Below are 24,719 nucleotides of genomic sequence, written 5' to 3'. Positions count from 1 at the left end.
ACACCCGGCGGACGGGGGCGCCCACCGAGGGACTGATCATCCGATAGAGCGATATCTCGGAAAATTGATGATTTATCGCTGTGTAGCGGAACACAGAGGCCTCCTCGCGAGAGCCCTCTCGCGAGGAGGCCGTGGGGTGGTCAGGTCACAGGCCGACCACGTGACAGGTCGCCCTGGCGGTCTTGGACGGGTCGCTCTCCGAGGTCGCGGTCAGCGTGACCTTGGCCAGGCGCGAGCCGCCCGAGGCCCGCTGGGCGTTGACGGCCACGAGGGTCCGGTCGCCGAAGCCGGCGGTCGCGAGCTGGTTGGGCAGCGTGGCCGTCCAGCCCCTGCCCTCGACGCTCGCCGACAGGCGGTAGACGTCCTCACCGAGGTAGGCGCTCACGTCCTCGGGGTGGCTCCCCTGGGCGGGAGCCTTCCTGCCGGTGTTGAACAGCGGGAAGCGGCAGGTGGACAGTCCCCGGTCCGTGGGCAGCCCGGCCGCGGGCAGCAGCCGTACCCCGCGCTTCTGGGGACCGGCGCCGTCCAGGGAGCGGATCGCCACCGTGTAGGACAGGACGCCCTTGCGGTCGCGCTCCACGTCGAGGACGTAGAAGTGGAGCCGGTTGGCCTGGTCCACGTACTCGAACTCGGAGCCCGAGTCGCTGCCCGCGTGGAACAGGGCGTCCGACAGCTGACGGTAGTCGCCGATCGTGATGGGTACGGCGGTGCCGTCCGGCAGGACGTAGTCGGTCATCCCGATGTCCTGCGGGTTGGCGTCCACGACCCACTCGAAGGGCGCGCTGTCCACGTTCTTGGTCTTGGCCAGCAGCACACCCGAGTCGGGGGTGAAGGAGTCGGCGCCCATCCGGTCGACGACCTCGACGGTGTAGTTGTCGTAGCCGCCGCCGTCGCAGAACGGGTCCTTCGTGACGTCGCAGGCGGGGCTCCGGTCTCCGGTGCCGAAGGCGATGTTGACGCCGGACAGGTCATGCGGCCCGGGCTGTACGGCTCGCGCGGTCACCCTGGCCACGACGAGACCCGACTGGGCCAGGGCGTCGCGGGACAGGCGCAGCACGTTCCGCTCGTCGACCATCTCCAGCTTGATCTTGTTGCGGAGCATGTGCTGGGCGCCCATGGAGCCACCCGAGGTCGGCGGGATCAGCCAGCGGCTGTGCGGTCCGCCGGGGCCGTTGAAGCTGCCCCGGCTGAGCATCTCCCAGACACCGGTGTAGGCGCGGCGCGGCGGCACCCCGAACGGGTTGTTGTAGTTGTCGCCGATGCCGAGGATGTGGCTGAACTCGTGGGCGTAGACGCCCTGCCCGGAGCTCTCCGCCTGGGTCGAGGAGCCGCCTCCGGCGTTGGGCCAGATGGAGGAGGCCGACGCCCAGGAGGTCCAGTCCACGTAGCGGGTCCTCGCCCAGTTGGGCAGCGCGGCGTCGGGCGGGCCGAAGTCGTCGGTCACCGCCTCCTTGGTCGGGAACTTGATCGACCCGAACTCCTGCCAGGTGGCCGACTCGTCCTGACCGGCGCTCAGGTAGAAGACGAAGTCGAAGCCCGCGGGGACATCCTGTCCCTCGGCCGAGGTCCAGGCGGCCCGCCCGTCGGTCCTGATGTTCTTGTTGCAGGTCGCCCCGGCCGGGCAGCCGGTGCCGCTCTGGAACTCCATGCCGTACTCGTACGACTTGCCGGGCATCTCGTACGGGCCGAATGCGGTCAGGTCGACGCCGTAGCGCCCGCCGGAGTCCTCCATCCAGTATTCGTGAATGGTGTGTCCCCGGTTGAGCTGGTTCGGGGTGTTGAGGAAGTCCTTGTAGAACTGGGCGACCTTGTCACGCGGGACGTCGTGGGCCTCGGCGCTGGGGTTCCTGAAGACGGTCGAGCCCTTGGGCTGGGTGACCACGAACGGCTGGTTGGCGTAGTCGAGCAGGACGAGCGCGCCACGGAAGGTCCGCTTCGAGCCCTTGACCGAGGGGTCGGCCCACTTGGTCCCCGGCGGCTTGCGGTAGTCGGCCCACGTCATGTGGTCCGGGTTCTTCCAGTTCTGCGGGTCGATGGGCGGCGGTCCGGTGGGCCTGCCGCGCAGCGCGGCGGCACCGTCGGGTTCGTCCTGCTGCCACGGCTGGGTCTGGGGCCACTGGTCGAGGCGCCATGGGTGCTCGGGGTCGGGCGACGGATCGGCGGAGGCGGGGGCCGCGGCGAGTCCGATCGGGAGCAGCACGACGGCCGCGATCAACGCTTTCAGTAACCTGGGGGGACGAGTCACGACAAATGACGCTATAGATCGCTTTCGCGCCGATCAATCGACTTCTGTAGGAAGGTCGTCTGTCAGGTGTAGGAAGATAATCTCCCACACTTCGTCGGCGCGGCCGTTTGAGATCATCAGGTCGCTAGACTTAATCTCTCTTAAAGGGACAAACACCCAGGAGTGCCTATGCCCACGCCCGCCGGCCACGTCGCCGGTGCGCGTGCGCTTCCGGCGGTCGCCATCCACACCGCGCCGCTCGTCCTGCCGCTCTGCCGGCCTCCCGTGGAGGACGGCGCCGTCGTGGTCAGGGGAAACCGCGTGCTGCGAGCCGGACCGCGCGGAGAGATCGAGAGCGCCTTCCCCGGCGTCGCCCCCACCCGCTGGCCGGGCATGATCGTCCCCGGTCTGGTCGACGCCCATCTCAGACTCGACCGCGCCTACGGCCCCGCCTTCGCCCACGGCGTCACCGCGGTCGCCGGTGTCGCGAACGACCTGGACTCCGCCTCCGCCTTCGGCGCGACCGGCATGGGCGGCATCACCTACCTGGAGACACACTGCCCGGACGAGGGCACCTGGGAGCGTGAGGGACGTGACCGGCTGATCACCGCCATCCGCGAGGTCGACCACCCGGGGACCGTCGGCATCGCCGCCCACTCCCCCGACCCGGTCGTCATGGAGGACCTGGCCATCCTGTCGCGGACGTTCGGCCTGCGCCTGCACATCGAGCTCGGCCGCCATCCGCTGATCTTCCTCGACGAGGTCGGGGCGCTGGGACCCGGCTGCCATGTCGCGATCTCCATGCCGCTCGACGAGGCCGACCGCAAACTCCTGCGGGTCAGGGGTACGGCGGTGGCCATCTCCTCCCCCTTCGCCGCCGAGGGGCTGCTCGGCGGCGACGAGGCGATCGCCTTCGGCACCAGGACCGGCGGTGACCCGCTGACCCTGGCCAGGGCGCTGCTGCGCGAGGCCCCCATGGCACGCCGGGAGGAGCTGGCCCGGATCCTCGTCGAGGCGGCGACCACGGGCGGGGCCAGGGCGCTCGGCATGGCCAACGGCCCGCACCGCATCGGCTGCCTCGACCAGGGGAGCCGCGCCGACTTCTCCGTCTTCGCGGTCGAGGCGAGCGCCCGCACGGCCTACACCGCCCTGCTCGGTCAGGGGGCGGGCCGCTGCGTGGCCACCTTCGTCGGCGGCCGTCCCCGCTGGCGTCTCACCGAGGGGACGGAAGGCGCGGAGACCACGAGACGCCTGGCCTGATCCCGGGTCCGGGGCGTGCGCCCGCGTAGGCTTCCCGGTGTCAGGCTTCTCCTCCCCTACCGAGAGCGATCAACGTGCACCAGAACGGGAAGCGCTTCGACGACATGCTTGCGGAGAGCATCCGGTCCCTCTCCTCGCCGGAGAACCGGGGAGACCCGCTTCAGGGCAGTGGCCGGGCGGCGGACGGCCAGGTGAGCGTCCTGGTCGGCCCCGACGGGCGGCTGGCCGCGCTGAACCTCAATCCGCGGGTCATGCGGATGGCCTCCGAGGACCTCGCGCGGGAGATCCTCACCGCGGTGAACGCGGCCCTCGACGACCTCCGCGCGAACATTCCCGGCCTGGACCCCGCGGCGATCCCGGACCCCGGAAGGCTCGCCGAGAGCCTTGAGGGCGTTCACGCCGATGTGACGCGCCGCCTGGACGAGTTCGCCTCGGGGATCGAGTCCACCGTACGGCGCCTGGAGGAGCGATGACCGCGGACCACGGAGTGGACGTCTCGCACGCGGACCTCCGGAGTACGGGCACGGGGCTCTCCGGCACCGGCACGAGCCAGTTGGAGGAGGTCCGGGCCCTGCGCGCCTACCTTGAGGGAGAGGGCGACCCCTGGGGGGAGGACATGATGGGCGGCATGGTCGGCGCGGCCTATCACGCGGTGACCCGGCACGCGCTGGAGGTCTACGAGTCGCTGGCGGAGCGTCACGTGACGACGGGCGACGGCGCCGAGTTCATGGCCGTGAGCTACCGCTCGGCGGAGCAGCGGAGCGAGGAGGAGGTCGACCGGATCACGCGGGCCGTCTGAACGCCTCCCGAACGCCGGGCCCGGAGGGCGTCAGCGACGCAGGTCGGCGGGGGGCAGTATCACTCCGGCCGGCCCCGAGGGATTGATCGCGACACCGACGTCCACCGGCAGCAACGCGACCAGGTCCCCGCCGCGGATCGGCTGCCAGCCCGTCGCGCCCTCCGGGAACTCGCCGGGCAGGTGGGTGTGGGCCGTGTAGGCGAACACCGCCCGGCCCTCACCCGTGTCGAACACCGGAACGCCTCCGTCGGGACCGGCGGCCACGATCACCTCGGCTTCCCTGAGCAGGGGGACGATCCTCTCCCCCGTCTCGTAGCCGGTCGCGCTGAGCTGGACGGCCGCGTCCAGGGGGTCGGACGGCTCGGGATAGCCGAGCGCCACCGGAGAGGGCCGGTAGTTCGGATTGTGGCGGAACTCCCCGGTGATCTCACCCCGCTCGTCGGCCCGCCACGCGCCGACGACACCGTACGGCGGCACCTCGCCGCCGGGATCGAAGAAGGGGTCGATCGCGTACAGCCACGTCCCGGGACTGCGCCGCGCCTGGGCCCTCAGCTCGTCGGTGAGCGGCGGGGGCGGCGGGACATCGTTCACTCAAATCCTCCTGATCATGCCTGAGAGTAGCCGGGATAGGGATCGAAGTGGGGATTGGGGATGAAGTTCTCCGGCGTCTTCGGCACCCCTTCCGGCCAGGCGCCGGAGACGTAGCGCCGGTGCACGCCGCCGGGAAAGGCGATCTCCTGCTCGTGGTGCAGGCGGGCGCTGCCCGTGGAGAAGGTGCGGTTGGCGTCGATCCCGCCGGGGGCGTCCACCTCGTAGGTGTAACGGCGGGGCAGGACGTTGTCGATGTCCCGGCGCGTGCTGGTCCCCACGAAGGCGGAGTCGGCCCCTCTGTGCACGTAGTCGTCCAGGTCGGTCATGGACGGGTCCCGGGGGTGGAATCCCTGCTCGAACACCTCCTCCGGTGACCTGTTGTCGGCCCGGTAGAGCGGCTCGCGATCCCTGCGCCATATCGGATAGGGGGTGATCTTCTTGACGTCGACGCTCTTGTCCGCGGCGGCCTCCAGGTAGTTGTCCGGGCCGCGCGGAGGCGTGGGCGGACGCTGCGGGCGCTTCGGCGGCAGGGGCGGCACGGCCCCTGCCCGCTCGGCCGGCTTCCGCAGGAGCGTGGAGGCCCGTTTGAAGAGGCGGAGCGCGCTCCGTTCAAGCAGCTCGACCACTTTACGGATGATCTGCCGTACGGCCAGGCGGGCGCCGCCCACGAGGGCGGGCACGGCCGTCAGGGAGACCCCGGCCGTGGGCCCCGAGGCCGCGGCGAGCCGGTACAGGTTCTGCGCGAGCCGTACGGCGACGGCGATCAGCGACACCTTCGTGGCGAGCACGGCCATGGCAGAGATCTGCTGGGCGGAGCCGATGAGCATGGCGGCGGCGATCGCGTCGCCGGACCGGTCCGAGGTGTCCCGCCAGTCCTGGTCGAACGCCTCGATGTCGTCGCCGTCGTTGCGGAACGTGGTCCGGGCGACGTACGCGTCGGCGGCCGAGGAGTTACGGCTCGTCGTCGTCGCGAACGCGATCCACCGCTGTCCGGACGCGTAGAGCCTGTCCTCGTCGGCCACCGGCCAGGACCCGACAAGGTTGAGGACGGCGGCGAGTTCGGGCGGCGGTTGCAGTGCCACGGTGATCTACGAACCCGGCGACCGGCACACGTCGCTGACATGCCGCATGAGATCGGCCTCCTCGCCGAACGCCTTTTCTCGACTCCCACCGATCCGGCGACGGCGGTTCCTGGCCGCGGGACGGACGATTTCCTTGATCCTATCCGGTGACGACACCGGACCACGGCCTCAGGCCGGACGGCTCTCCACCAGGCTCAGCAGCTCCCTGAGCTGCTCCTGCTGCTCAGGGGTGAGGACCGAGAACAACTCCTCCGCCGCCTGCCTGCGCGCCTCGCGGACCTGCTCGTGACGGACCCTGCCCTCCGGTGTGAGCGTCAGGAGAGTCGATCTGCGGTTGGCCGGATCGACCTCGCGCCGCACCAGGCCCATCTCCTCAAGCGCGTCCACGACCGGGGTCACCGAGCGCGGCACGATCTTGAGTGTGTCGGCGAGCTGCACCATCCTGAGCGGCGGCTCGGCCTCGGCGATCACCCACAGCGCCCGCACCTGTCCCGGTGTCAGGCCCAGCGGGCCGAACCGCGCGCCGTACCCCCGGCGCAGCCGACGGCCGACTCCTCGCAGCAGCTCGGCCAGTTCCGTCTCCACCCCATGAACTTATCTCATTGTCCCCGATGGTGAATATGAGCTAACCTCTGTTTGAGTCAACATCAGAAAGAGGTTGCATGCCCGAACGAACCAAAGACCCCCTTTCCACCGAAGAACCCGACATGGCCGACGAACCCCGCGCGCCGCTGCGGCGCATCGTCACCCTGTTCCGCCCCTACCGGGGCCGCCTGGCCGTGGTCGGCGCCCTCATCGCCCTGTCCTCGGTCGTCTCGCTCGCCTCGCCGTTCATGCTGCGCGAGGTGCTCGACGACGCCATCCCCAACCACAGGACCGGCCTGCTGGTGCTGCTGGTGCTCGGCATGATCACGGTCGCCGTCGCCACCAGCGTCCTCGACGTCGTACAGACCCTGATGTCGAACACCGTCGGCCAGCGCGTCATGCACGACCTGCGCACCGGCGTCTACGCGCACCTGCAGCGCATGTCCCTGGCCTTCTTCACCAGGACCCGCACCGGCGAGGTGCAGTCGCGCATCGCCAACGACATCGGCGGCATGCAGTCGGTGGTCACCTCGACCACCGCCTCGATCGTCTCCAACCTGACCACCGTGATCGCGACGATCATCGCCATGGTCGCGCTCGACTGGCGGCTGACCCTCGTCTCGCTCCTGCTGATGCCGGTCTTCGTGTGGATCAGCCGCAAGGTCGGCCGGGAGCGCAGGAAGATCTCCTCGGAGCGGCAGCGCAAACTGGCCGCCCTCTCCTCGATGGTCCAGGAGTCGCTGTCGGTCAGCGGCATCCTGCTCGGCCGCACGATGGGCCAGTCCCCCGAGCTGACCGGCCGGTTCACCACCGCCTCCGACGAACTGGCCACCCTGGGGGTCCGCTCCAGCATGGCCGGGCGCTGGCGGCAGTCGACCATCCAGATCGTCCTGTCGGCGATGCCCGCGGTGATCTACCTGGCCGCCGGGCTGGCCTCGACGGTCTCCATCGGCACGGTCGTCGCCTTCACCACCCTGCAGATGAGCCTGTTCCGGCCCGCCGTTTCACTGCTGCGGCTCGGCGTGGACGTGCAGAGCTCCCTGGCGCTGTTCGGCCGTGTCTTCGAGTATCTCGACCTGCCCGTGGACATCACCCCCGGGACCGGGACGCTGAAGGACGTGCGCGGCGAGGTGCGCTTCGAGCACGTGGACTTCTCCTACGCCGCCCCCGGCTCCGGCGCCGAGGTCACCCCGACGTTGTCGGACGTGGACATCACCGTACCCGCGGGCACGACCCTGGCCGTGGTCGGCGAGACCGGCTCGGGCAAGACGACGCTGAGCTACCTGCCGCCCCGGCTGTACGACGTGACCGGCGGCAGGGTGACCGTGGACGGCGTGGACGTGCGGGAACTGAGCTTCGAGACGCTGGCCGAGGTCGTCGGCGTGGTCTCCCAGGAGACCTACCTCTTCCACTCCTCGATCGCCGACAACCTCCGCTTCGCCAAGCCGTCGGCGACCGACGAGGAACTGGCCGAGGCGGCGCGCGCCGCCCGCATCCACGACCACATCATGTCGCTGCCCGACGGTTACGAGACGGTCGTCGGCGAGCGCGGCCACCGCTTCTCCGGGGGCGAGAAGCAGCGCCTGGCCATCGCCCGCACGCTGCTGCGCGACCCGCCCGTGCTGATCCTCGACGAGGCGACCAGCGCCCTGGACACCCGCACCGAGCGCGCCGTCCAGGAGGCCCTGGACGCCCTGTCGCGGGGCCGTACGACGATCACCATCGCCCACCGCCTTTCGACCGTCCGCGACGCGGACCAGATCGTGGTCCTCGACCACGGACGCGTCGCCGAGCGGGGCACCCACGAGGAACTGCTGGCCGCCGACGGCCACTACGCCGCCCTCGTACGGCGTGACGCCGCCCTGACGCCCGCCTGATCGGCCTCATCGGCCTGATCGGAAAACGCTCTCCGAGCCCGTTTATCCCGGTCATCGCGGGTAGCCCTGTCTCCTGCGCAACCCATGATCGGTGAGGAGGGGCGGACATGACCGTCGAGAGCCTGTGGACCTACCGTGCCGGTGTCTTCGAGGACGAGAGCCTGAGTGTGATCGGCTTCGACGTCGAGGCCGTCGACGGGGTGATCGGCACCGTCGACGAGGAGAGCAACGTGGCCGGGGACAGCTTCGTGGTCGTGGACGTCGGCTTCTGGAGCTTCGGCAGGAGGGTCCTGCTGCCCGCCGCCGCCGTCACCCGGATCGACCCGCACGCCCGCAGCGTCCACCTCGCCCTCACCAAGGAGGAGATCGAGGGGGCGCCGGAGTTCGACGAGAACACCTACCGGGCGCCCGCGTACCGCACCCGTCTCGACGACCACTACGGCCGCCTGCCCGCCGCCTGAACCGTCACGAGAGGGCCGTCCCAACCAGGACGGCCCGTCTTCGTTCCAGGCGGGAAGTCCTAGACGGGGAAGTCGAACTCGCCGTCCTTGACGCCGCCGATGAACGCCTCCCACTCACCCCGCGAGTAGACGATCACCTCACCATCGGGCCGATGACTGTGCCGCACGGCCACCCGCCCACTCCCATCCAGCAACGGCCCCGCCTCGACGCAGTTCCCGCCGCCGTTGTCACTTTTCGTGCTGATGCGCCAATCGATCCTGGCATCGGCCATGTGACGCCTCCCGATCCTCAGCCGTGAAAGTCGAACTCACCGTCCTTGACGCCGCCGATGAACGCCTCCCACTCACCCCGCGAGTAGACGATCACCTCACCGTCGGGCCGATGACTGTGCCGCACGGCCACCCGCCCACTCCCATCCAGCAACGGCCCCGCCTCGACACAGCTCCCGCCCAAGTTCTCGCTGCTCTTCGTACTGATGTGCCAGGCCACCCGGGCCAGGTCCTCAGCATCGGACATGTCTTACCTTCTTTCCGCTCGCTCACCGTGATAGCTCCTCCGCTATCGCGATGATGAATTCAACTGATTTCTCGGGGCTGAGCGTGAGCTTCAGTGTCTCCTCATACATCTTCACAAAGCTCTCGCTATCCGGCGACTCTACGTAGATCGCCCCCTTCGGGGTTTCGACATAGCCAACCCCAGGAAATCCATCTCCCAGGGTGAAAATCCGAAACGCTCCTGCGGCGGAGGCGTGCACTCCCACGCTAAACGGCAGGACGCGAATCTCCACGTTCGGCCTGGCCGCCTGGTCGGCGAGGTGACAGAGTTGTTCCGCCTGGCATTCCCTGCCGCCGACCTCACGGCGCAGCACCGCCTCGTCGATGATCGACATGACGCGCGGCGGGTTGTCTCCGTCGAGGATCTTCTGACGCCCCATGCGGAACCTGACCCAGCGGTCGATCTGGGCTTCGTCCGCGTCGTCCCCGACCGTCGAGATCACCACCCGTGCGTATCTCGGGGTCTGGAACAGGCCGGGCAGGGTCATGCCGTCGAAGCCCCGGATCTCACGCGACCGGGACTCCAGCCAGACGAAGTCGACCAATGACCCGGTCACCTCTCCGGCATAGCCGTCCCACCAGCCCTTCTTCCAGACCTCCTGGCTGAGCCTGATGAACTCCTCACGACGCCTGGGGTCGGCGACGCCGTACAGGTCGAGGAGGGCGAGCAGGTCGGGGCGGCGGATGGGGTAGCCGCCCGTCTCGAAACGACTGACGGTCGCGGGGTCGCGCTGCAGGTATTCGGCGGCGTCCTTGAGAATCAGGCCATTGGCCTCACGTAGCTCCCGCAGTTGCTGACCGAGCCATTGGGAACGCAACGTGACCCATTTCGCGGCAGCCATAACCCACCTTTCCGGGCATATCCACGCAACACAAGGGGCTTTCCAAACAAAGATGCTGGACAACTTGTCGAGCGATCCCCGTGCGTGTAACTATACACACGGTAATGACAAGGTCACGCTGAATACATCACCGGGAAGCTCTCCGTCAGTCGAACGGACTCACGGCAGAGCGAAGAAAAGGGAAAGGCCGAGACGGGCTCTGCTTGAAGGGCAGCCCGTCCCGGCCTCCGACGTCGAAAGGAAGCACTCCGTGATGGAGCACTCCACTGGTTCCGACCCCTCGATTGTCCCCCACTCCCCCGCCGGGGACGTCGGTTTCGGGGTACGCGCGTTCGCACTGGTCCAGGAGATCGACGAAGGAGCGACCGAGGTGATCGCCTACGGTCTCCAACTGCCGTGCGGTACGGCGGCCACCGTCGGCGTCGTGCAGGGTTACGGCAGGTGGCGAAGCGCCGACAGCGCCGCCAGGCGCCTGGGCTCCGACCTCGTCTGGCTGACCTGAGCCGTCAGTCCGCCGACAGGGCGCTCTCCCGGGGACCGTCGTAGGACAGGCGGCGGTACCACTCGTTGTTCAGGCCGAGCGCCAGCATGTCGTCGGGCAGGGACAGGAGCATGGTCAGCGACCCGCCCCGCTTGACCTCGGAGTCGTGCGCGCGCATGGCCGCCAGCTTGCGTTCGGCCCACGGCCCGACGTCGAGGCGGGTGGTGATCTCCTCGTCGGGAACGCCCGGCAACGTCTGGCCCGGTTCGGGGGGCGTGCCGAACACCGCCTGCCACTGCGCGATCACGACGGAGCGCGGGAGGGTCGCCAGGTAGAGGGCGCGGGGCCGCCACGGCGTACCCGCGTCCCGGTAGAGCTGGTCGTACCCCGCCGCCTCGACCGCGGCCACGGTCACCCGGTGCGCGTGGACGTGCTCGGGGTGACCGTAGGCGCCGTATCCGTCGTAGGTGATCACGATGTCGGGCCTGAACTCCCTGATGTGCTCGACGACCCGCCCCACGGCCTCGTCGAACGGCGCCTGGCGGAAGCGCGGGGTGCCGTTCGCCAGGCCCGTGTAGCCCAGCAGCCTCGGCTTTCCCGCGCCGAGGATCTCCAGGGAGCGTTCGAGCTCCTCGACCCTCTGGGGCGCGTCCGCCCCGGTGCACGTGACGACGGCGGTCGTGGCGCCCTCGTCGGCGTATCTCGCCAGGGTCCCCCCGGTCCAGATCGCCTCGTCGTCCGGATGCGCGTGCACGCACAACAACCTGAGCCCCACCGTGTATCCCCCCACTGTGAACGATCAGTAGCCGCTCATCGTAACGGGAGCTTTCGGACCAGAGGGTTATAACGGATATTTCACTGCGGGGGCGCGTAGAAGGCGGTGGTACGGCTCTCGGCCGCCCGCGCCTCGGCCTCGTCGGTGCCCGCCGCGACGCTCGCCTCGCGCCACCCCTGGCTGCTGAGCTCGATGAACCGCCTGCCCTCCTCGGAGAGCGTCCACGCCACACCCTCCCCCGGGTCGACGGCCTGCCCGGACGACAGGTGCAGGGCCAGGCCGACGAACGCCAGGTCCCAGCCGACACCGACCGCCCCGGGACCGAACTCGGCCCAGCGCTCGTCGTCGACGTGCGCGATGTGCTCCAGGGTGAAGCGCGTCCGGCCGTCGGACTCGGCGTCGAGACTGACCTCGATCCAGCTCATCCCCCCGCCGAACTCCCAGGTCGCGGTGAAGCCATTGGGCGGGTCACACGTCTCGATCACGCCGCCCGCGTTGCCTTCGAGCTGGTAGCGGCCCTTCAGCCGCAGGTCGCCCGAGACGGGCATGAACCACCGGGGGATGCGCTCGGGGTTGGTGCAGGCGTCCCAGACGTCCTCGACGGAGGCGTCGTAGGTCTGGCTGATGACGGTGACCCGGGCCTCGCCCTCGTCGAGCACCCGGGTGCCGACGCGACGCCGTACGGCGTTGATCTGGTGGGCCGTCTCGATCATGAACTGCTCCTGTCGTCGGGAGCCGGGGACTCCGGCTCCGCCGGGTTCGCGGGAGGCTCCTGTCCGGCCAGGCGCCGCTCGCGCCTGCCCCGGGCCAGCTCGGTGGCCAGGGCGTCCAGGCGCGGAGCCCAGAAGGCGCGGAAACGGCCGAGCCAGGCGTCCAGGTCCCGCAGGGGTTCGTGCCGCACGGTGTAGAAGCGGCGGGTCCCCTCGGGACGCACGTCCGCGAAGCCGCTGTCCCGCAGCACCCTGAGGTGCTGGGAGACGGCGGGCTGTGAGATCTCGAACTCCCGCTGGATGACCGCGCACACCGCACCCGAGGTCATCTCGCCGTCGGCGAGCAGCTCCAGGATCCTGCGGCGCACCGGATCGCCCAGCACATCGAACGCGTGCACGAGAAAAAAGTATCGACAGTCGCTTATATAAGTCAACCTCGATATATACGGCCGGTCGGCCTGACGAGGCGGACGATCGCGGGCATCGGGAACAGCAGCAGATAGAGGTTGGGGATCCACCAGGCGAGGGAGAAGTCCCCGCGCAGCGTCCAGAAGGCGACGGCCATGAGCCCCGAGGCCGAGGTCAGGACCAGGGAGACGAGCATCAGCCGTTCCGCCTCGGGCGCCCCCCGGCGCAGCAGGTGGAGGCTGAGCAGGCCGGTCGCGCTCGCGAGCAGGTCGATCCAGAGGAACGACCAGTTCCAGGAGACCATCAGCGGCTCGGTGTAGTCGGCGAAGGCCCAGGCGGCCGGGACGAGCCCCAGACCCGTGACCGAGAAGTAGACCAGGAAGCCCACGTCGGTGAGCAGCATCAGCCTCTTGGTCACGGCGAAACCCTTACCGGCCACTGTCGACCACCCCGTCGATCATCTCCATGAGGTGTCCGCGGACCCGCTCGTGCAGCCCCGCCTCGGGTACGGCCAGGCCGAGCAGCCGGGCCGCCCACCAGCCGTCGACGGCCAGGCGCACGAGGGTGGCGACGGCGGGATCGACCCCGTCCTCGACGAGCCTGCGCTGCCAGGCCGCGTAGCGCTCGCGCAGCGGCGCCAGACCCGCCGGATCGACGAGCACCCCGGCGAGCAGGGCGGCGGTGACCCGGTCGGCGGGCAGGCCCCCGGCGGGCTCCGGAGCCTCGGGGATCGTCGCGGTGACGTAGGCGCGCAGGGCGTCGCCGGGGCGTTCTCCCGCGCCGGCCAGCGCCGCGTCGAAGGCGCCGACCAGGCGCTCGACCATCCCGGCGACCAGGGCCTGTTTGGTGGGGAAGTGGTAGAACAGCCCGCCCTTGGAGACCCCGGCGCGGCGCGCGACGGCCTCCAGGGTCAGCGACTCGGCCCCCTCGGTGAGCAACACCTCGGCTGCGGCGTCGAGCAGCCGTTCCTTCGAACTCGGTCGTGGCATGCCCGAACTGTACCGGCCGACCGGTACAGTTTCCAGAGCGGGGTTTCGCCTCACAAAACGGGTAGGGCGGGAGTATGAGTGAGATGCCTCCGGACCGTGAAGGTCTGAGCGACGAGCAGGCCAACGAGGTCGAGGAGTGGACCGACGACCTCGGCTTCGAGCACGAGATCGCCCCGGACGACCCCGAGCACCGCGACACCCTCGACGAGCGGCTCTGGCGTGAGGCGCCCGACCGTCAGCACGTCCCGCGTCCGGAGGACCGCCTCGTGGCGCCGGACGAGGGGATCGGTCCCGACGAGACCTCGGAGGAGTACGCGACCGACGTCGGCCCCGACAGCGGCGACCTGTCGGCCGAGGAACGCGCGATCCACATCGAGCCGGACTGACCCGGCCCAGACCCGGGGAAAAGGAGCCCGGACTCAGGAGAGGGCTTCGACCAGCTCGGGGAAGCCGTCGACCACGTGGTCGGCCAGGGCCGCCTCGGGGCTCAGCGCGTGCAGGTGGCCCCACGGACCCCGGCGGATCAGCGCCGTGCGCATGCCCGCCGTACGGGCGGGCAGGACGTCGTTGTCGAGCCGGTCGCCCACGTAGAGGATCTCCTCCGGCTCACGCCCGCAGACCTCCCCCACCCTGGCGAAGAACGCCGGCTCCGGCTTGGCCACCCCCCAGCCGTCGGAGGTGTGGATGGAGTCGACCGGAAGGTCCATCGCGACCAGTGCGTCGTAGGCCTGCGGCGGCTGGTTGCCCGCGACGACCAGCTCGTAGCCGAGGTCGCGCAACGCGGCCAGGCCGGGCCGTACGTCCGGGTAGAGGTCGTCGGCGTCGAAGTTGACCCGCAGCCCGTCCGGGTCGTCCCGCCGCCAGGCCTCCTGCTCCTTCTCAAGGTCGAAGCCGGGCCTCAGGAGCTGGAAGGCGTCCTCGAAGGACCTGCCGAGCGCGGCCATCCCGCCCAGCACGCCGAGCATGGTGAAGCGGGTGACGCCCAGCCGGTCGGCCCAGCGCGACCAGATCCGCGTCTCGTCGATGAGGGTCTCCCCCACGTCGAACACCACCGCCCGGACCATGCCGTCCCCCCTTCTGCCCGCTGACCGGTTCACAGCTTCTCCATCGCCTTGCGGATGCGCTTGTCGGAGATCGAGTACGGCGTGCCGAGGGTCTGGGCGAAGTAGCTGACCCTCAGCTCCTGGATCATCCACCGGATCTGCCGGACGTCGTCACCGGTACGGCGGGCGGGGGGAAGCTTCTCCACCAGCTCGTGGTACTCGTCCTCGATGTCGTGGACCCGGTGCATGCGCTCCTCGTCGCGGAAACGGTCGTCCGGCATCTTCTCCAGGCGGCGCTGGGCCCCCCTGAGATAACGCAGCAGGTCGGGCAGGCGCCGGTAGCCGGTCTCGGTGACGAACCCGTCGTGGACGAGGTCGTCCACCTGGTCGCGGATGTCCTCCACGGCCGGAGTCGAGGCGCCCTGGGGCAGCAGGGTGACGACCGTGTGCCAGACGGCCAGGATGTCCCTGACCCGGTCGACCACCTCGGCCGTGGTGTCGAACAGCTCGGCGCGGACCTTGTCGTGCAGGGCGGTGAAGGCGGGGCCGTCCCAAACGGGCCCGCCGGACCTCGTCATCAGCTCGTCGACGGCGCAGGCGACGCAGTCGTCGAACAGCGCGACGGCGCCCGCGTGCGGGCTGCGGCTGAGTGCGAGCTTCGCCTGGTTGTCCAGGCGGCCGAGCACCCATTTGACCGGGGACGGGGTGTTGAGCAGCAGCAGCCTGCGGGTGCCCTCCCACATGGCCCTGCGCTGCTCGACCTCGGTCTCGAACATCCGCACGGCCACGGTCGCGCCCTCGTCGGCCAGCGCGGGGTAGGCCTTCATCCTGCGCTGCTCGAACGTCTTGGGCAGCTCCCCCACACTCCAGGCGGTCAGGCCCGAACGTTCCAGGCCGTCGGCCGCCTTCGAGAGGGTCTGACGGAGCTTGGGGGCGAGCCGCCGTTTCAGCTCGGCCAGGTCCTTGCTCTCGGCCAGCTTGTGCTTGCGGCCGTCGATCACCCGGAAGGTGATCTTCAGGTGCTCCGGGACCAGGTCGGGCTGCCAGGCCTCCCTGGGCACCTGGATCCCGGTCAGGTTGAGCAGTTCCCGCTCCAGCACCGCCAGCAGCGGCTCCTGGGTCGGCCTGGCCCGCTGGAGCACCTGCTTGGCGTAGTTGGGGGCGGGCACGAAGTTGCGGCGGATGTGCTTCGGCAGGCTGCGGATCAGCGCGGTGAGCAGCTCCTCGCGCAGGCCGGGGATCTGCCAGTCGAAGCCCTCGACGTTGACCTGGTTGAGCAGCGAGAGCGGGATGTGCGCGGTGACGCCGTCGGCGTCGGTCCCGGGCTCGAACTGGTAGGTCAGCGGGAAGCGCAGGCCGCCCTGGCGCCACACGTCGGGGTAGTCGCGCTGGCTGACCTCGCCCGCCGCCTCGCTGATCAGCATCGACTTCTCGAAGCTCAGCAGGTCGGGCTGGTCGCCCCTGGTCTTCTTCCACCAGACGTCGAAGTGGCGCCCGGAGACGACGTCGGCGGGGACGCGCTGGTCGTAGAAGTCGAACAGCGTCTCGTCGTCCACGAGGATGTCGCGGCGCCGGGCCCGCTCCTCAAGCTCCTCGACCTCCTCAAGGAGTTTGCGGTTCTCCTTGAAGAAGGCGTGGTGGGTCTCCCAGTCGCCTTCGACCAGGGCGTGCCTGATGAACAGCTCCCGGCTCAGCTCCGGGTCGATGCGGCCGTAGTTGACCTTGCGCTGCACCACGATCGGCACGCCGTACAGGGTGACCTTCTCGTAGGCCATCACCGCGCCCTGGTTCTTCTCCCAGTGCGGCTCGGAGTAGGTGCGCTTGATCAGGTGCGGGGCGAGCGGTTCGACCCACTCCGGCTCGATCTTGGCGTTGACCCTGGCCCAGAGTCTGGAGGTCTCGACCAGCTCGGCCGACATCACCCACAGCGGCTGCTTCTTGGCCAACGCCGAGCCGGGGAAGATCGCGAAGCGGGCGTTGCGCGCGCCGACATACTCGGTGATGGGCCTGCGGGGACCGTCGTTGGTGGTCTTCCTGTCGATGTCCTTGACGCCGACGTGGGACAGCAGGCCGGACAGCAGCGAGATGTGGATCTTCTGCTCGTCGCCGGGGACGTCGTTCTGCGTGACGCCGAGCGACCTCGACATCTGGCGGAGCTGGCTGTAGACGTCCTGCCACTCGCGCACGCGCAGGTAGTTCAGGAAGTCGCTCTTGCACAACCGCCGGAAGGCGCTCGACGACAGCTCCCGCTGCTGTTCCTGCAGGTGGTTCCACAGGTTCAGGTAGGAGATGAAGTCCGACTCCTTGTCGGCGAAGCGGCGGTGCTTCTCGTCGGCCGCCTGCTGCTTGTCCGCGGGCCGTTCCCTGGGGTCCTGGATGGACAGCGCGGCGGCGATGACCATGACCTCGCGGACACAGCCGTTGCGGTCGGCCTCGATCACCATGCGTGCCAGGCGGGGATCGACCGGCAGACCGGCGAGCTTGCGGCCCAGCGGGGTCATCTGCCTGGCCTGGTCGAAGGCGCCGAGTTCGAGCAGCAGGTCGTAGCCGTCCTTGACCTGGCGCTGGTCCGGCGGCTCGACGAACGGGAAGGCCGCGATGTCGCCCAGGCCTATGGAGGTCATCTGCAGGATGACGGAGGCGAGGTTGGTGCGCAGGATCTCCGGGTCGGTGAACTCCGGCCTGGTGAGGAAGTCGTCCTCCTCGTAGAGCCGGATGCACACGCCCTCCGAGACACGGCCGCAACGTCCCTTGCGCTGGTTGGCCGAAGCCTGGGAGATCGCCTCGATCGGCAGGCGCTGCACCTTGGTGCGGTGGCTGTAGCGGGAGATGCGGGCGAAGCCGGGGTCGACGACGTACTTGATGCCCGGCACGGTCAGCGAGGTCTCGGCCACGTTGGTCGCCAGCACGATCCGGCGCCCTGAGTGCCGCTGGAACACCCGGTGCTGCTCGGCCGCCGACAGTCTGGCGTACAGCGGCAGCACCTCGGCGTCCTTGCGTTTGGACAGCGCGTCGGCGGTGTCGCGGATCTCACGCTCTCCGCTCAGGAAGACCAGGATGTCGCCGGGGCCCTCGGCGCACAGCTCGTCCACCGCGTTGCCGATGGCCTGGATCTGGTCGTCGTCCTCGCCGAGAGGGCGGTAACGGACCTCGACGGGGTAGGTGCGTCCGGAGACCTCGATGATGGGCGCGCCGCCGAAGTGCCTGGAGAAGCGCTCGGGGTCGATGGTCGCGGAGGTGATGACGACCTTGAGGTCGGGGCGCCTGGGCAGCAGCTGCTTGAGGTAGCCCAGGATGAAGTCGATGTTGAGGCTGCGCTCGTGGGCCTCGTCGATGATCAGCGTGTCGTACTGGGCGAGGTCGCGGTCGGTCTGCAGCTCGGCCAGCAGGATGCCGTCGGTCATCACCTTGACGAGGGTGTCCTCGCCGACCTGGTCGGTGAAGCGCACCTTGTAGCCGACGGCCTCACCGAGCTGCGTCTCCAGCTCCTCCGCGACGCGCTCGGCCACGGTCCTGGCGGCGATCCTGCGGGGCTGGGTGTGCCCGATGAGACCCCGGACGCCCCGGCCGAGCTCAAGGCAGATCTTCGGCAGCTGGGTCGTCTTGCCGGAACCCGTCTCACCGGCCACGATCACGACCTGGTTGTCGCGGATCGCCGCCAGGATGTCGTCCCTGCGCTGGCTGACCGGAAGCGCCTCGGGGTAGGTGACCACGGGCACCGCGGCGCGGCGGTCGGCGACCCGGCGTTCCGCCCGCTCGATGTCGGAGGTGATCTCCGCGGCGATCTTCTGCTGCGCCGCGCGGTTCCTGACCCGGCGCGCGCCGTCGAGCCTGCGCCGTAGCCGTCGCTGGTCACGCAGCGTGAGCTCGGGCAGGCGTGCCTGGAGTTCGGCGAGTGGAGATGTCAACGGAGGCGTTCCCATACTGCGACCAGAATACGTTCGGCTCGTGGGTCACGGGCCAACGGCCCATCGTGCCCCAGGCCGCCTCCCGCCGCACTCCAATATCGCGCCCGCTCCCGCCGCGGTACGGCCTCAGCCCCGTCCGGCCGGGCCGCGCCGCCGCAGCAGCGCCAGCGCCCCCGCGCCCACGAGCACCGCGGCCACGCCCGTCTCCCAGCCCGGGGTGAACCCGGGCTCGCGGTGCCGGGGGACCGTCTGCCAGCCCTCGGCCGCCCGTGCCGCCCCCCTGGCCAGGGCCAGGCCGCCCACGGCGCGGTGGGCGTACCCGTCGACGACGTAGAACTCGCCGTAGAGGGTGCCGCCGTCGCCCCGGCAGTCCACCTCGACGGTGTGCGGGCCGCTCTGGGCGCCGTAGTCGACCTGCGCCCAGCCGACGGCGACGCCCGAGTCGTCCTCCTCCAGCTCGGGCTCGTTCTGGAAGGCGTCCGAGCGGGCGTAGGCGGGCCCTTGACAGTCGTACGCCGTGATCCTGAGGTCCGCCCCCGGCCCGGATCGGTAGGGCGACAGCCGTACCTCCTCGCCGCCCACCCCGTCCGCGACGGCCGTCCCCGCCGCTCCGGCGACAGCGAGGGCGGCCACCCCGGCGACCACCGCCCAGCGAGCCAGCACGCCAGTCGACTGCAACACGTCTCCCCCAGCAGGTGCGATCTTGCCAACTCTCGCTACCTACCCAGGTCAGAGGGCGTGTCCGTCAAAGGAAGATCCAAATCTTCGCGGCCTTTCCGGCATATGACACAAGGGCCTTACGGCAAAGCCGCGGCCATGGCGGCCCCCACGATGCCCGCCTCGTTCTGCAGGGTCGCGGGAACGACGCGGGTTTTCACCTTGACCAGCGGCAGGAACTTGTCGGCCTTCTTGCTGACCCCGCCTCCGATCACGATGAGCGAGGGCGAGAACAGCGCCTCGACGTGGCGCAGGTACTCCTCGACCCGTCCCGCCCACTTGCTCCAGCTCAGCTCGTCCTCCTCCCTGGCGTGGTCGGAGGCCCGCTTCTCCGCCTCCTTGCCCCTGATCTCCAGATGCCCGAGTTCGGTGTTCGGCACCAGGTGGCCGTCGACGAACAACGCGCTGCCGATTCCGGTGCCGAAGGTCAGCATCAGCACCACGCCGCCCTCTCCCCTGGCGGCGCCGACCGCCACCTCGGCCACGCCCGCCGCGTCGGCGTCGTTGAGCACCACCGTCGGCAGGCCCGTCATCCCGGCGAACAGCGCCCGCGCGTCCGTGCCGATCCACTCGTGGTCCACGTTCGCGGCGGTGCGCGCGACGCCGTCGGTCACGACCCCGGGAAAGGTGACCCCCACCTGCCCGGTCCAGCCGAAGTGCGCGACGATCTCCGCGACCACCTCGGCGACCGCCTTCGGCTTGGACGGGATCGGGGTCGGTATCCGCAACCGCTCCTGGGTCAGCTCGCCCCTGGCGACGTCCACCGGGGCACCCTTGATGCCCGACCCACCGATGTCGATTCCCAGCGTCTCCATGACGACCTCCTCCTGTCCCGGGCTCCTGCCCCCGGCATGTCCCTGATACTCGCTTGCAGCGGGCGGTCAACCCGTCTGAAAGCGACCCGGCGCAGACTACGGGCACCACCGCAGGAAAGGATCATCCCGATGACGATCGTCAGGACCGTCGCCGGTCTCGCCGCCGCCGCCCTCACCGCCACCGCTCTTCTCGCCGCTCCCGCCACCGCGAGCGCCGCCTCCCAGAAGGCCTCCTCCCCGTGGGGCCCCTACGACTCCGCAGGGCACCGGGCGCGGGCCGCGGGCTCCCTGACGGTCTCCGGTGAGGACCACGCGGACATCCCGGCCGCGGCCACGGCCCGTGTCTCCGGCAAGGTCCACGACCTGACCAGGGGCTCCTCCTGCGGCTGGGTGATCTTCCGCGTCACCTACCGGACCTCGGGCGGGAACCTGCCCTTCAAGCAGCACGGCGTCCGCAACTGCTCCTACGGCACGCCCAAGTCCTTCACGTTCACCGGCAGGAACGTCTACGAGATCGAGGCCAAGGTCTGCTCCGAGGCCAAGGCCGCCAAGCCCTCGCTCAACTGCGTCAGCGGCGGCGCCTGGAAGGTCGTCTACCTGTCGAAGTGAGCGGCTCTCAGCGCTCGGTCACCTGTCCCCCGGCGACGTGCAGATGCCGGGTGGTGTGCACGGCGCCGAGCATCCGGCGGTCGTGGGTGACCAGCAGGAGCGTGCCGGGGTAGGAGGCGAGCGCGGACTCAAGCTGTTCGATCGCCGCCAGGTCGAGGTGGTTGGTCGGCTCGTCGAGGACGAGCAGGTTCACCCCTCTGGCCTGCAGCAACGCGAGCGCGGCCCTGGTGCGCTCCCCCGGTGACAGGGTCGCGCCCGTGCGCAGCACGTGGGCCGCGCGCAGGCCGAACTTGGCCAGAAGCGTGCGCACGTCCGCCGGGGTCATCCCGTCTGCCGCGGCCGCGAAGGCCTCCGCCAGGGGCTCCTCCCCCAGGAACAGGCCACGCGCCTGGTCGATCTCGCCGACGACCACGCCGGGGCCGAGCGAGGCGTCGCCCTCCTCCAGCGGGATCCGCCCGAGGAGGGCGGCCAGCAGCGTGGACTTGCCCGAGCCGTTGGCCCCGGTGATCGCCACCCGCTCGGCCCAGCCGACCTGCAGGTCGACCGGCCCGAGGGTGAAGGAGCCGCGCCGGGCCACCGCGCCCCGCAGCGTCGCCACGACCGCTCCCGCGCGGGGCGCGACCGCGATCTGCATCCGCAGTTCCCACTCCTTGCGCGGCTCCTCGACCTCGTCGAGCCGCTCGATCATCCGCTCCGTCTGCCTGGCCTTGGCCGCCTGCTTCTCGGTCGCCTCGGTACGGAAGTTCCGGCCGACCTTGTCGTTGTCCTGGGCCTTGCGCCGCGCGTTCTTGACGCCCTTCTCCATCCAGGCACGCTGCATCCCGGCCCGCTGCCTGAGCGCGGTGAGCGTGTTCGCGTACTCCTCGTACTCGTCACGGGCGTGCTGCCTGTCGAGTTCGCGTTCGGCGAGGTAGGCCTCGTAGCCGCCGCCGTAGGAGCGGATCCGCCGCTGGGGCAGGTCGATCTCGACGACCCGGTTCACGGTCCTGGCCAGGAACTCGCGGTCATGGCTGACCAGGACCGTGCCCGAGCGCAGCCCGGTCACGAAGCGTTCGAGCCGTTCGAGACCGTCCAGGTCGAGGTCGTTGGTCGGCTCGTCCAGCAGGAAGACGTCGTAGCGGCTGAGCAGCAGCGAGGCCATTCCCGCCCTGGCCGCCTGGCCGCCGGACAGCGCCGTCATCGGCCGGTCGAGCCCGGCTTCGAGACCGACCTCGGCGACGATCTCCTCCGCGCGCTCCTCCAGGTCGGCCCCGCCGAGGGTGAGCCACCGCTCCAGGCTCACGGCGTAGTCGTCGTCTGCTCCGGGGCGTCCCTCGACCAGTCCCTGGGTCGCCGCGTCCAGCGCGCGCTGCGCCTGGGCGACCCCGGTGCGTCTGGCCAGGAAGTCCGCGATCGTCTCGCCCTGTCTGCGCTCGCGCTCCTGCGGAAGGTAGCCGACCACGGCGGTGGGCGGGCTGAGCCGTACCGATCCGTGCTCGGGGGGCAGTGCCCCGGCCAGAATCCGCATCAACGTGGACTTGCCCGCGCCGTTCACCCCGACCAGACCGACCACGTCGCCGGGGGCGACGACCAGGTCGAGGCCGGAGAACAGCTCACGGTCGCCGTGCCCGGCGGCGAGTTCCTTGGCGACGATGGTGGCGCTCATGAGGGAAACGCTATCCGTGATCTCGCGTCGCTCCGCACTCCCTTACCACCAAACCACCCAAATAAGCATATTCCGGACAAAACGGACAAGATTTACTTCGAGGTCGAAGAAAGGAGAGACTTACCGATACTGCCCTGACCTGCGGGTTTACCGGCAAACGTTACTAGAAGGCAACTTTCTTCGGGCTTTTTTGAGATTTGTAGCAACTTTTGCACCCAGCTGCCTGTCTTATAGAGGTGGAAGCGATCGCCTCTGATCGTTTTCGGTAACGGGGAAAAGGAAAAAATCTTCATGAAACGAATCACCGTCGGTCTCCTGTCCGCGGCCCTGGGCGGCTCCCTCCTGCTGAGCGCGAGCCCGGCCTCCGCCCAGCGCGCGTCCCTCAGCGTGCACATCGACAGCGTGAACCCCAACCCCGTCGTGGTCACCGAGGACCGCGACACGAACGTCACGGTCGAGGTCCGCACGACGGAGGCGATCCGCGTCGAGCTCCGCCTCAGGCCGGCCGTCAACACCCTCGCCGCCCAGGAGGCGCCCGAGGCCAAGCTCTTCCACGACGGCGACCTGTGGCGCTTCAGCACGCGCTTCGACAGCGACGACTTCGAGGGCCGCTGGCTCGCCATCGCCGACGCCTACGACAGGGACGGCAAGAAGCTCACCGACCAGGTCAACTTCTCCGTCAAGCACGAGCAGGCCGCGAAGACCGAGACGCGCGTCGGCAGCTTCCGCGTCAGCCCCACCTCGGTCCGCAAGGGTCGCTCGGTCTACTTCACCGGCCGTCTTGAGGTGCGCAACCACCGCTACTGGGCGGGCGCGCGCGGCGAGGAGGTCGGCATCTACTTCCGTTCGCGCGGCTCCAGCGCCTGGAAGTGGGTCGCCTCGGCCGACACCGGCTGGCGTGGCCAGTTCCGCACCAAGGCCCGTGCCTCCCGTAGCGGCGAGTACCGCGCCGTCTTCGAGGGCACCGACAGGCTTGAGGACAGCTCCAGCCGTTCGGTCCGGGTCCGCGTCTGGGGCGGCGGCTGGCACCGCTGAGTCCCTGAGACGGCTCACCGAGGCCCTCGCGTGAAGCAACGGCCTCCGGCAAGGAGCGCGACGTCCGCCCCCTCGGGCGGGCCCGCGTGGCGCGGAAGCCCGGGTTTCCCCGGGCTTCCGCCCCTTTTTCACGCGCCGGTACGGCCGGCCCCCTGACACCCCCGCGGCCCCGCCACGACGGCGCCGCCGCGACGGCACTGCGACAGCACTGCGGCGGCATCGTGGTAGCGCTCCCACATCTCCCCAGGTACGGCGGACGCAAGTCCGGTAATGCTTGCTGCTGAAAATATTGCCTATGGCTACACATTGGGCATTACGCTCAGGCTAGAGATCTTCACGACTGTCCAGGCGGAGGGTGAACGTGGCCGACGAAGAGTGGACGCACCGCGGGATCGACGTCAACACTCCAAGCGTCGCCAGGCTGTACGACTACTACCTCGGCGGGAAGGACAACTTCCCCGCCGACCGCCTCGCCGCCGAGGAGATCCTCGCCTCCGTCCCCCAGGTCCGCACCGCCGCCAGGGAGAACCGCGCCTTCCTCGGCAGAGCCGTCAGGTTCCTCGCCCACGAGGGCGTCGAGCAGTTCCTCGACATCGGCACCGGGCTGCCGACGCAGGGCAACGTCCACGAGGTCGCGCAGGAGATCATCCCGGAGGCCCGTGTCGCCTACGTCGACCACGACCCGATCGTCCTGGCACACGCCAGGGCCCTCCTACGAGGGGCGAAGGGGGAGGTCACGGTCGTCTCCGGCGACCTGCGGCGGCCCGAGGAGATCCTCGGCGCCCCCGAGATCCACGACCACCTCGACTTCTCCAAGCCCGTGGCCCTGCTCCTGGTGGCCATCATGCACTTCATCACCGAGGCCGACGACCCCCGGCGCATCATCGCCACACTCAGGGACGCCCTGCCCTCGGGAAGCTACCTGGTCCTCTCCCACGGGACCCACGACCTTCGCCGGGAGGCCGCGAGGAAGGGCACGGAGGTCTACCGGCGGGCCAGCTCACCGCTCACCCTGCGGTCCAGGACGGACATCCGGCAGCTGTTCGACGGGTTCGACCTGGTCAGGCCGGGACTCGTCTGGCTGCCGGAGTGGCGCCCCGACGACTTCCCGCTCTACGACGACCCGTCGGAGGCGCTGATCGTGTGCGGCGTGGGCCGCAAGCCCTGACGCCGATCCCGCGTCTCAGACCGGGGAGCCCGCGGCCGTGACCTGGGGCCCGAAGACGAATTCGGGGTCGATCTGCGCCGCGAGATCCTCCCCCGTGGCCCGGTTCGCCCAGGCCCGCGCGTTGCGCAGATGGAACTCCA

Annotated in this window: 27 protein-coding genes and 1 pseudogene; 10 read left to right on the top strand and 18 right to left on the bottom strand. The window is 69.8% G+C overall.

Features of this window, described 5'->3' with window-relative positions; all coding sequences use genetic code 11:
* Positions 1-145: 145 nt before the first annotated feature.
* Complete coding sequence (locus ABZ463_RS39505) at positions 146-2,245, bottom strand: M6 family metalloprotease domain-containing protein (protein ID WP_362784869.1); 2,100 nt, start codon at positions 2,243-2,245, stop codon at positions 146-148.
* Between the two features lie 168 nt (positions 2,246-2,413).
* On the opposite strand from ABZ463_RS39505, the gene ABZ463_RS39500 reads away from it, so the two are divergent.
* The 3 genes from ABZ463_RS39500 to ABZ463_RS39490 all read left to right on the top strand — a co-directional run bounded on the left by ABZ463_RS39500 (position 2,414) and on the right by ABZ463_RS39490 (position 4,283).
* Positions 2,414-3,484 (top strand): hypothetical protein, encoded by a 1,071-nt coding sequence (locus tag ABZ463_RS39500; RefSeq protein WP_362784867.1) that lies wholly within the window; start codon positions 2,414-2,416, stop codon positions 3,482-3,484.
* Between the two features lie 74 nt (positions 3,485-3,558).
* A complete protein-coding gene (locus tag ABZ463_RS39495) occupies positions 3,559-3,957 on the top strand; it encodes a YbaB/EbfC family nucleoid-associated protein (protein ID WP_362784864.1) in 399 nt (132 codons plus the stop codon).
* A complete protein-coding gene (locus ABZ463_RS39490; protein WP_362784861.1) occupies positions 3,954-4,283 on the top strand; it encodes a hypothetical protein in 330 nt (109 codons plus the stop codon). Before ABZ463_RS39495 ends, ABZ463_RS39490 begins: the two co-directional genes overlap by 4 nt.
* A 30-nt stretch (positions 4,284-4,313) precedes the next feature.
* Here the strand turns inward: ABZ463_RS39490 and ABZ463_RS39485 are convergent, their stop codons facing one another.
* The 3 genes from ABZ463_RS39485 to ABZ463_RS39475 form a co-directional block, all read right to left on the bottom strand.
* Positions 4,314-4,874: a type VII secretion system-associated protein gene (locus tag ABZ463_RS39485; protein ID WP_352016451.1), complete on the bottom strand. Its 561-nt coding sequence runs from the start codon at positions 4,872-4,874 to the stop codon at positions 4,314-4,316.
* A gap of 14 nt (positions 4,875-4,888) precedes the next feature.
* On the bottom strand, positions 4,889-5,956 hold the full coding sequence (locus ABZ463_RS39480) for a hypothetical protein (protein ID WP_352016452.1): 1,068 nt from the start codon (positions 5,954-5,956) through the stop codon (positions 4,889-4,891).
* A 168-nt stretch (positions 5,957-6,124) separates the two neighbouring features.
* The gene (locus ABZ463_RS39475) at positions 6,125-6,541 is read right to left on the bottom strand and encodes a MarR family transcriptional regulator (RefSeq protein WP_352016453.1); all 417 of its coding nucleotides are present in this window, start codon (positions 6,539-6,541) and stop codon (positions 6,125-6,127) included.
* 122 nt (positions 6,542-6,663) lie between these two features.
* On the opposite strand from ABZ463_RS39475, the gene ABZ463_RS39470 reads away from it, so the two are divergent.
* Together ABZ463_RS39470 and ABZ463_RS39465 are read left to right on the top strand one after the other, a co-directional pair.
* On the top strand, positions 6,664-8,418 hold the full coding sequence (locus tag ABZ463_RS39470) for an ABC transporter ATP-binding protein (RefSeq protein WP_362784856.1): 1,755 nt from the start codon (positions 6,664-6,666) through the stop codon (positions 8,416-8,418).
* A 107-nt stretch (positions 8,419-8,525) separates the two neighbouring features.
* Complete coding sequence (locus ABZ463_RS39465) at positions 8,526-8,879, top strand: PRC-barrel domain containing protein (protein ID WP_352016455.1); 354 nt, start codon at positions 8,526-8,528, stop codon at positions 8,877-8,879.
* 59 nt (positions 8,880-8,938) lie between these two features.
* On the opposite strand, the gene ABZ463_RS39460 is transcribed toward ABZ463_RS39465, so the two are convergent.
* From ABZ463_RS39460 to ABZ463_RS39450, 3 genes are read right to left on the bottom strand one after another with little or no spacing between them, the layout of a single operon-like run.
* Positions 8,939-9,151 (bottom strand): DUF397 domain-containing protein, encoded by a 213-nt coding sequence (locus ABZ463_RS39460; RefSeq protein WP_362784852.1) that lies wholly within the window; start codon positions 9,149-9,151, stop codon positions 8,939-8,941.
* Between the two features lie 17 nt (positions 9,152-9,168).
* The gene (locus ABZ463_RS39455) at positions 9,169-9,396 is read right to left on the bottom strand and encodes a DUF397 domain-containing protein (protein WP_362784849.1); all 228 of its coding nucleotides are present in this window, start codon (positions 9,394-9,396) and stop codon (positions 9,169-9,171) included.
* Between the two features lie 22 nt (positions 9,397-9,418).
* A complete protein-coding gene (locus ABZ463_RS39450) occupies positions 9,419-10,276 on the bottom strand; it encodes a helix-turn-helix transcriptional regulator (RefSeq protein ID WP_362784847.1) in 858 nt (285 codons plus the stop codon).
* A 253-nt stretch (positions 10,277-10,529) separates the two neighbouring features.
* Here ABZ463_RS39450 and ABZ463_RS39445 point away from each other — a divergent pair, with 253 nt between their 5' ends.
* Entirely contained in the window at positions 10,530-10,778 is a 249-nt protein-coding gene (locus ABZ463_RS39445) for a hypothetical protein (protein WP_362784844.1), read from the top strand.
* Between the two features lie 4 nt (positions 10,779-10,782).
* Here the strand turns inward: ABZ463_RS39445 and ABZ463_RS39440 are convergent, their stop codons facing one another.
* From ABZ463_RS39440 to ABZ463_RS39420, 5 genes are all read right to left on the bottom strand, one after another.
* Positions 10,783-11,511, bottom strand: coding sequence for a PIG-L family deacetylase (locus tag ABZ463_RS39440; RefSeq protein WP_362784842.1), 729 nt, complete (start codon positions 11,509-11,511; stop codon positions 10,783-10,785).
* A 101-nt stretch (positions 11,512-11,612) separates the two neighbouring features.
* Positions 11,613-12,245, bottom strand: a complete 633-nt coding sequence (locus ABZ463_RS39435; RefSeq protein WP_362784839.1) for an SRPBCC family protein — start codon at positions 12,243-12,245, stop codon at positions 11,613-11,615.
* Positions 12,242-12,640: a metalloregulator ArsR/SmtB family transcription factor gene (locus ABZ463_RS39430; protein WP_352016463.1), complete on the bottom strand. Its 399-nt coding sequence runs from the start codon at positions 12,638-12,640 to the stop codon at positions 12,242-12,244. Before ABZ463_RS39430 ends, ABZ463_RS39435 begins: the two co-directional genes overlap by 4 nt.
* A gap of 32 nt (positions 12,641-12,672) precedes the next feature.
* Positions 12,673-13,068: a DUF5360 family protein gene (locus tag ABZ463_RS39425; RefSeq protein ID WP_362784836.1), complete on the bottom strand. Its 396-nt coding sequence runs from the start codon at positions 13,066-13,068 to the stop codon at positions 12,673-12,675.
* A gap of 10 nt (positions 13,069-13,078) precedes the next feature.
* Positions 13,079-13,639: a TetR/AcrR family transcriptional regulator gene (locus tag ABZ463_RS39420; protein WP_362784833.1), complete on the bottom strand. Its 561-nt coding sequence runs from the start codon at positions 13,637-13,639 to the stop codon at positions 13,079-13,081.
* Between the two features lie 83 nt (positions 13,640-13,722).
* Here ABZ463_RS39420 and ABZ463_RS39415 point away from each other — a divergent pair, with 83 nt between their 5' ends.
* Positions 13,723-14,025: a DUF5709 domain-containing protein gene (locus ABZ463_RS39415; RefSeq protein ID WP_362784830.1), complete on the top strand. Its 303-nt coding sequence runs from the start codon at positions 13,723-13,725 to the stop codon at positions 14,023-14,025.
* Between the two features lie 33 nt (positions 14,026-14,058).
* Here the strand turns inward: ABZ463_RS39415 and ABZ463_RS39410 are convergent, their stop codons facing one another.
* The 4 genes from ABZ463_RS39410 to ppgK form a co-directional block, all read right to left on the bottom strand.
* Positions 14,059-14,703 (bottom strand): HAD family hydrolase, encoded by a 645-nt coding sequence (locus tag ABZ463_RS39410; protein ID WP_362784900.1) that lies wholly within the window; start codon positions 14,701-14,703, stop codon positions 14,059-14,061.
* A gap of 29 nt (positions 14,704-14,732) precedes the next feature.
* Positions 14,733-18,605 carry an ATP-dependent RNA helicase HrpA gene (hrpA, locus tag ABZ463_RS39405; RefSeq protein ID WP_362784827.1) on the bottom strand — a complete coding sequence of 1,291 codons (3,873 nt, stop codon included), beginning with the start codon at positions 18,603-18,605 and terminating at the stop codon, positions 14,733-14,735.
* Positions 18,606-18,716: 111 nt separating this feature from the next.
* Entirely contained in the window at positions 18,717-19,271 is a 555-nt protein-coding gene (locus ABZ463_RS39400) for a hypothetical protein (protein WP_352016470.1), read from the bottom strand.
* A gap of 116 nt (positions 19,272-19,387) precedes the next feature.
* On the bottom strand, positions 19,388-20,122 hold the full coding sequence (gene ppgK / locus ABZ463_RS39395) for a polyphosphate--glucose phosphotransferase (RefSeq protein WP_352016471.1): 735 nt from the start codon (positions 20,120-20,122) through the stop codon (positions 19,388-19,390).
* Positions 20,123-20,251: 129 nt separating this feature from the next.
* Between ppgK and ABZ463_RS39390 the strand changes: the two genes are divergently transcribed.
* Positions 20,252-20,731 (top strand): hypothetical protein, encoded by a 480-nt coding sequence (locus ABZ463_RS39390; protein WP_362784823.1) that lies wholly within the window; start codon positions 20,252-20,254, stop codon positions 20,729-20,731.
* A gap of 7 nt (positions 20,732-20,738) precedes the next feature.
* On the opposite strand, the gene ABZ463_RS39385 is transcribed toward ABZ463_RS39390, so the two are convergent.
* Positions 20,739-22,376 (bottom strand): ABC-F family ATP-binding cassette domain-containing protein, encoded by a 1,638-nt coding sequence (locus tag ABZ463_RS39385; protein ID WP_362784820.1) that lies wholly within the window; start codon positions 22,374-22,376, stop codon positions 20,739-20,741.
* A 291-nt stretch (positions 22,377-22,667) separates the two neighbouring features.
* Here ABZ463_RS39385 and ABZ463_RS39380 point away from each other — a divergent pair, with 291 nt between their 5' ends.
* Together ABZ463_RS39380 and ABZ463_RS39375 are read left to right on the top strand one after the other, a co-directional pair.
* Complete coding sequence (locus ABZ463_RS39380) at positions 22,668-23,411, top strand: hypothetical protein (RefSeq protein WP_352016474.1); 744 nt, start codon at positions 22,668-22,670, stop codon at positions 23,409-23,411.
* Positions 23,412-23,772: 361 nt separating this feature from the next.
* Positions 23,773-24,579, top strand: a complete 807-nt coding sequence (locus ABZ463_RS39375) for an SAM-dependent methyltransferase (RefSeq protein WP_352016475.1) — start codon at positions 23,773-23,775, stop codon at positions 24,577-24,579.
* Positions 24,580-24,594: 15 nt separating this feature from the next.
* On the opposite strand, the pseudogene ABZ463_RS39370 reads toward ABZ463_RS39375, so the two are convergent.
* A pseudogene (locus ABZ463_RS39370) lies at positions 24,595-24,719 on the bottom strand (ATP-binding protein); the annotation flags it as partial.

Origin of the sequence: Streptosporangium sp. NPDC020145 (genome assembly GCF_040631275.1) — a bacterium.
Classification (GTDB): Bacteria; Actinomycetota; Actinomycetes; order Streptosporangiales; family Streptosporangiaceae; genus Streptosporangium.
Note: the sequence above shows the minus strand (reverse complement) of the source record. Positions and strands in the feature narration are given on the sequence as shown.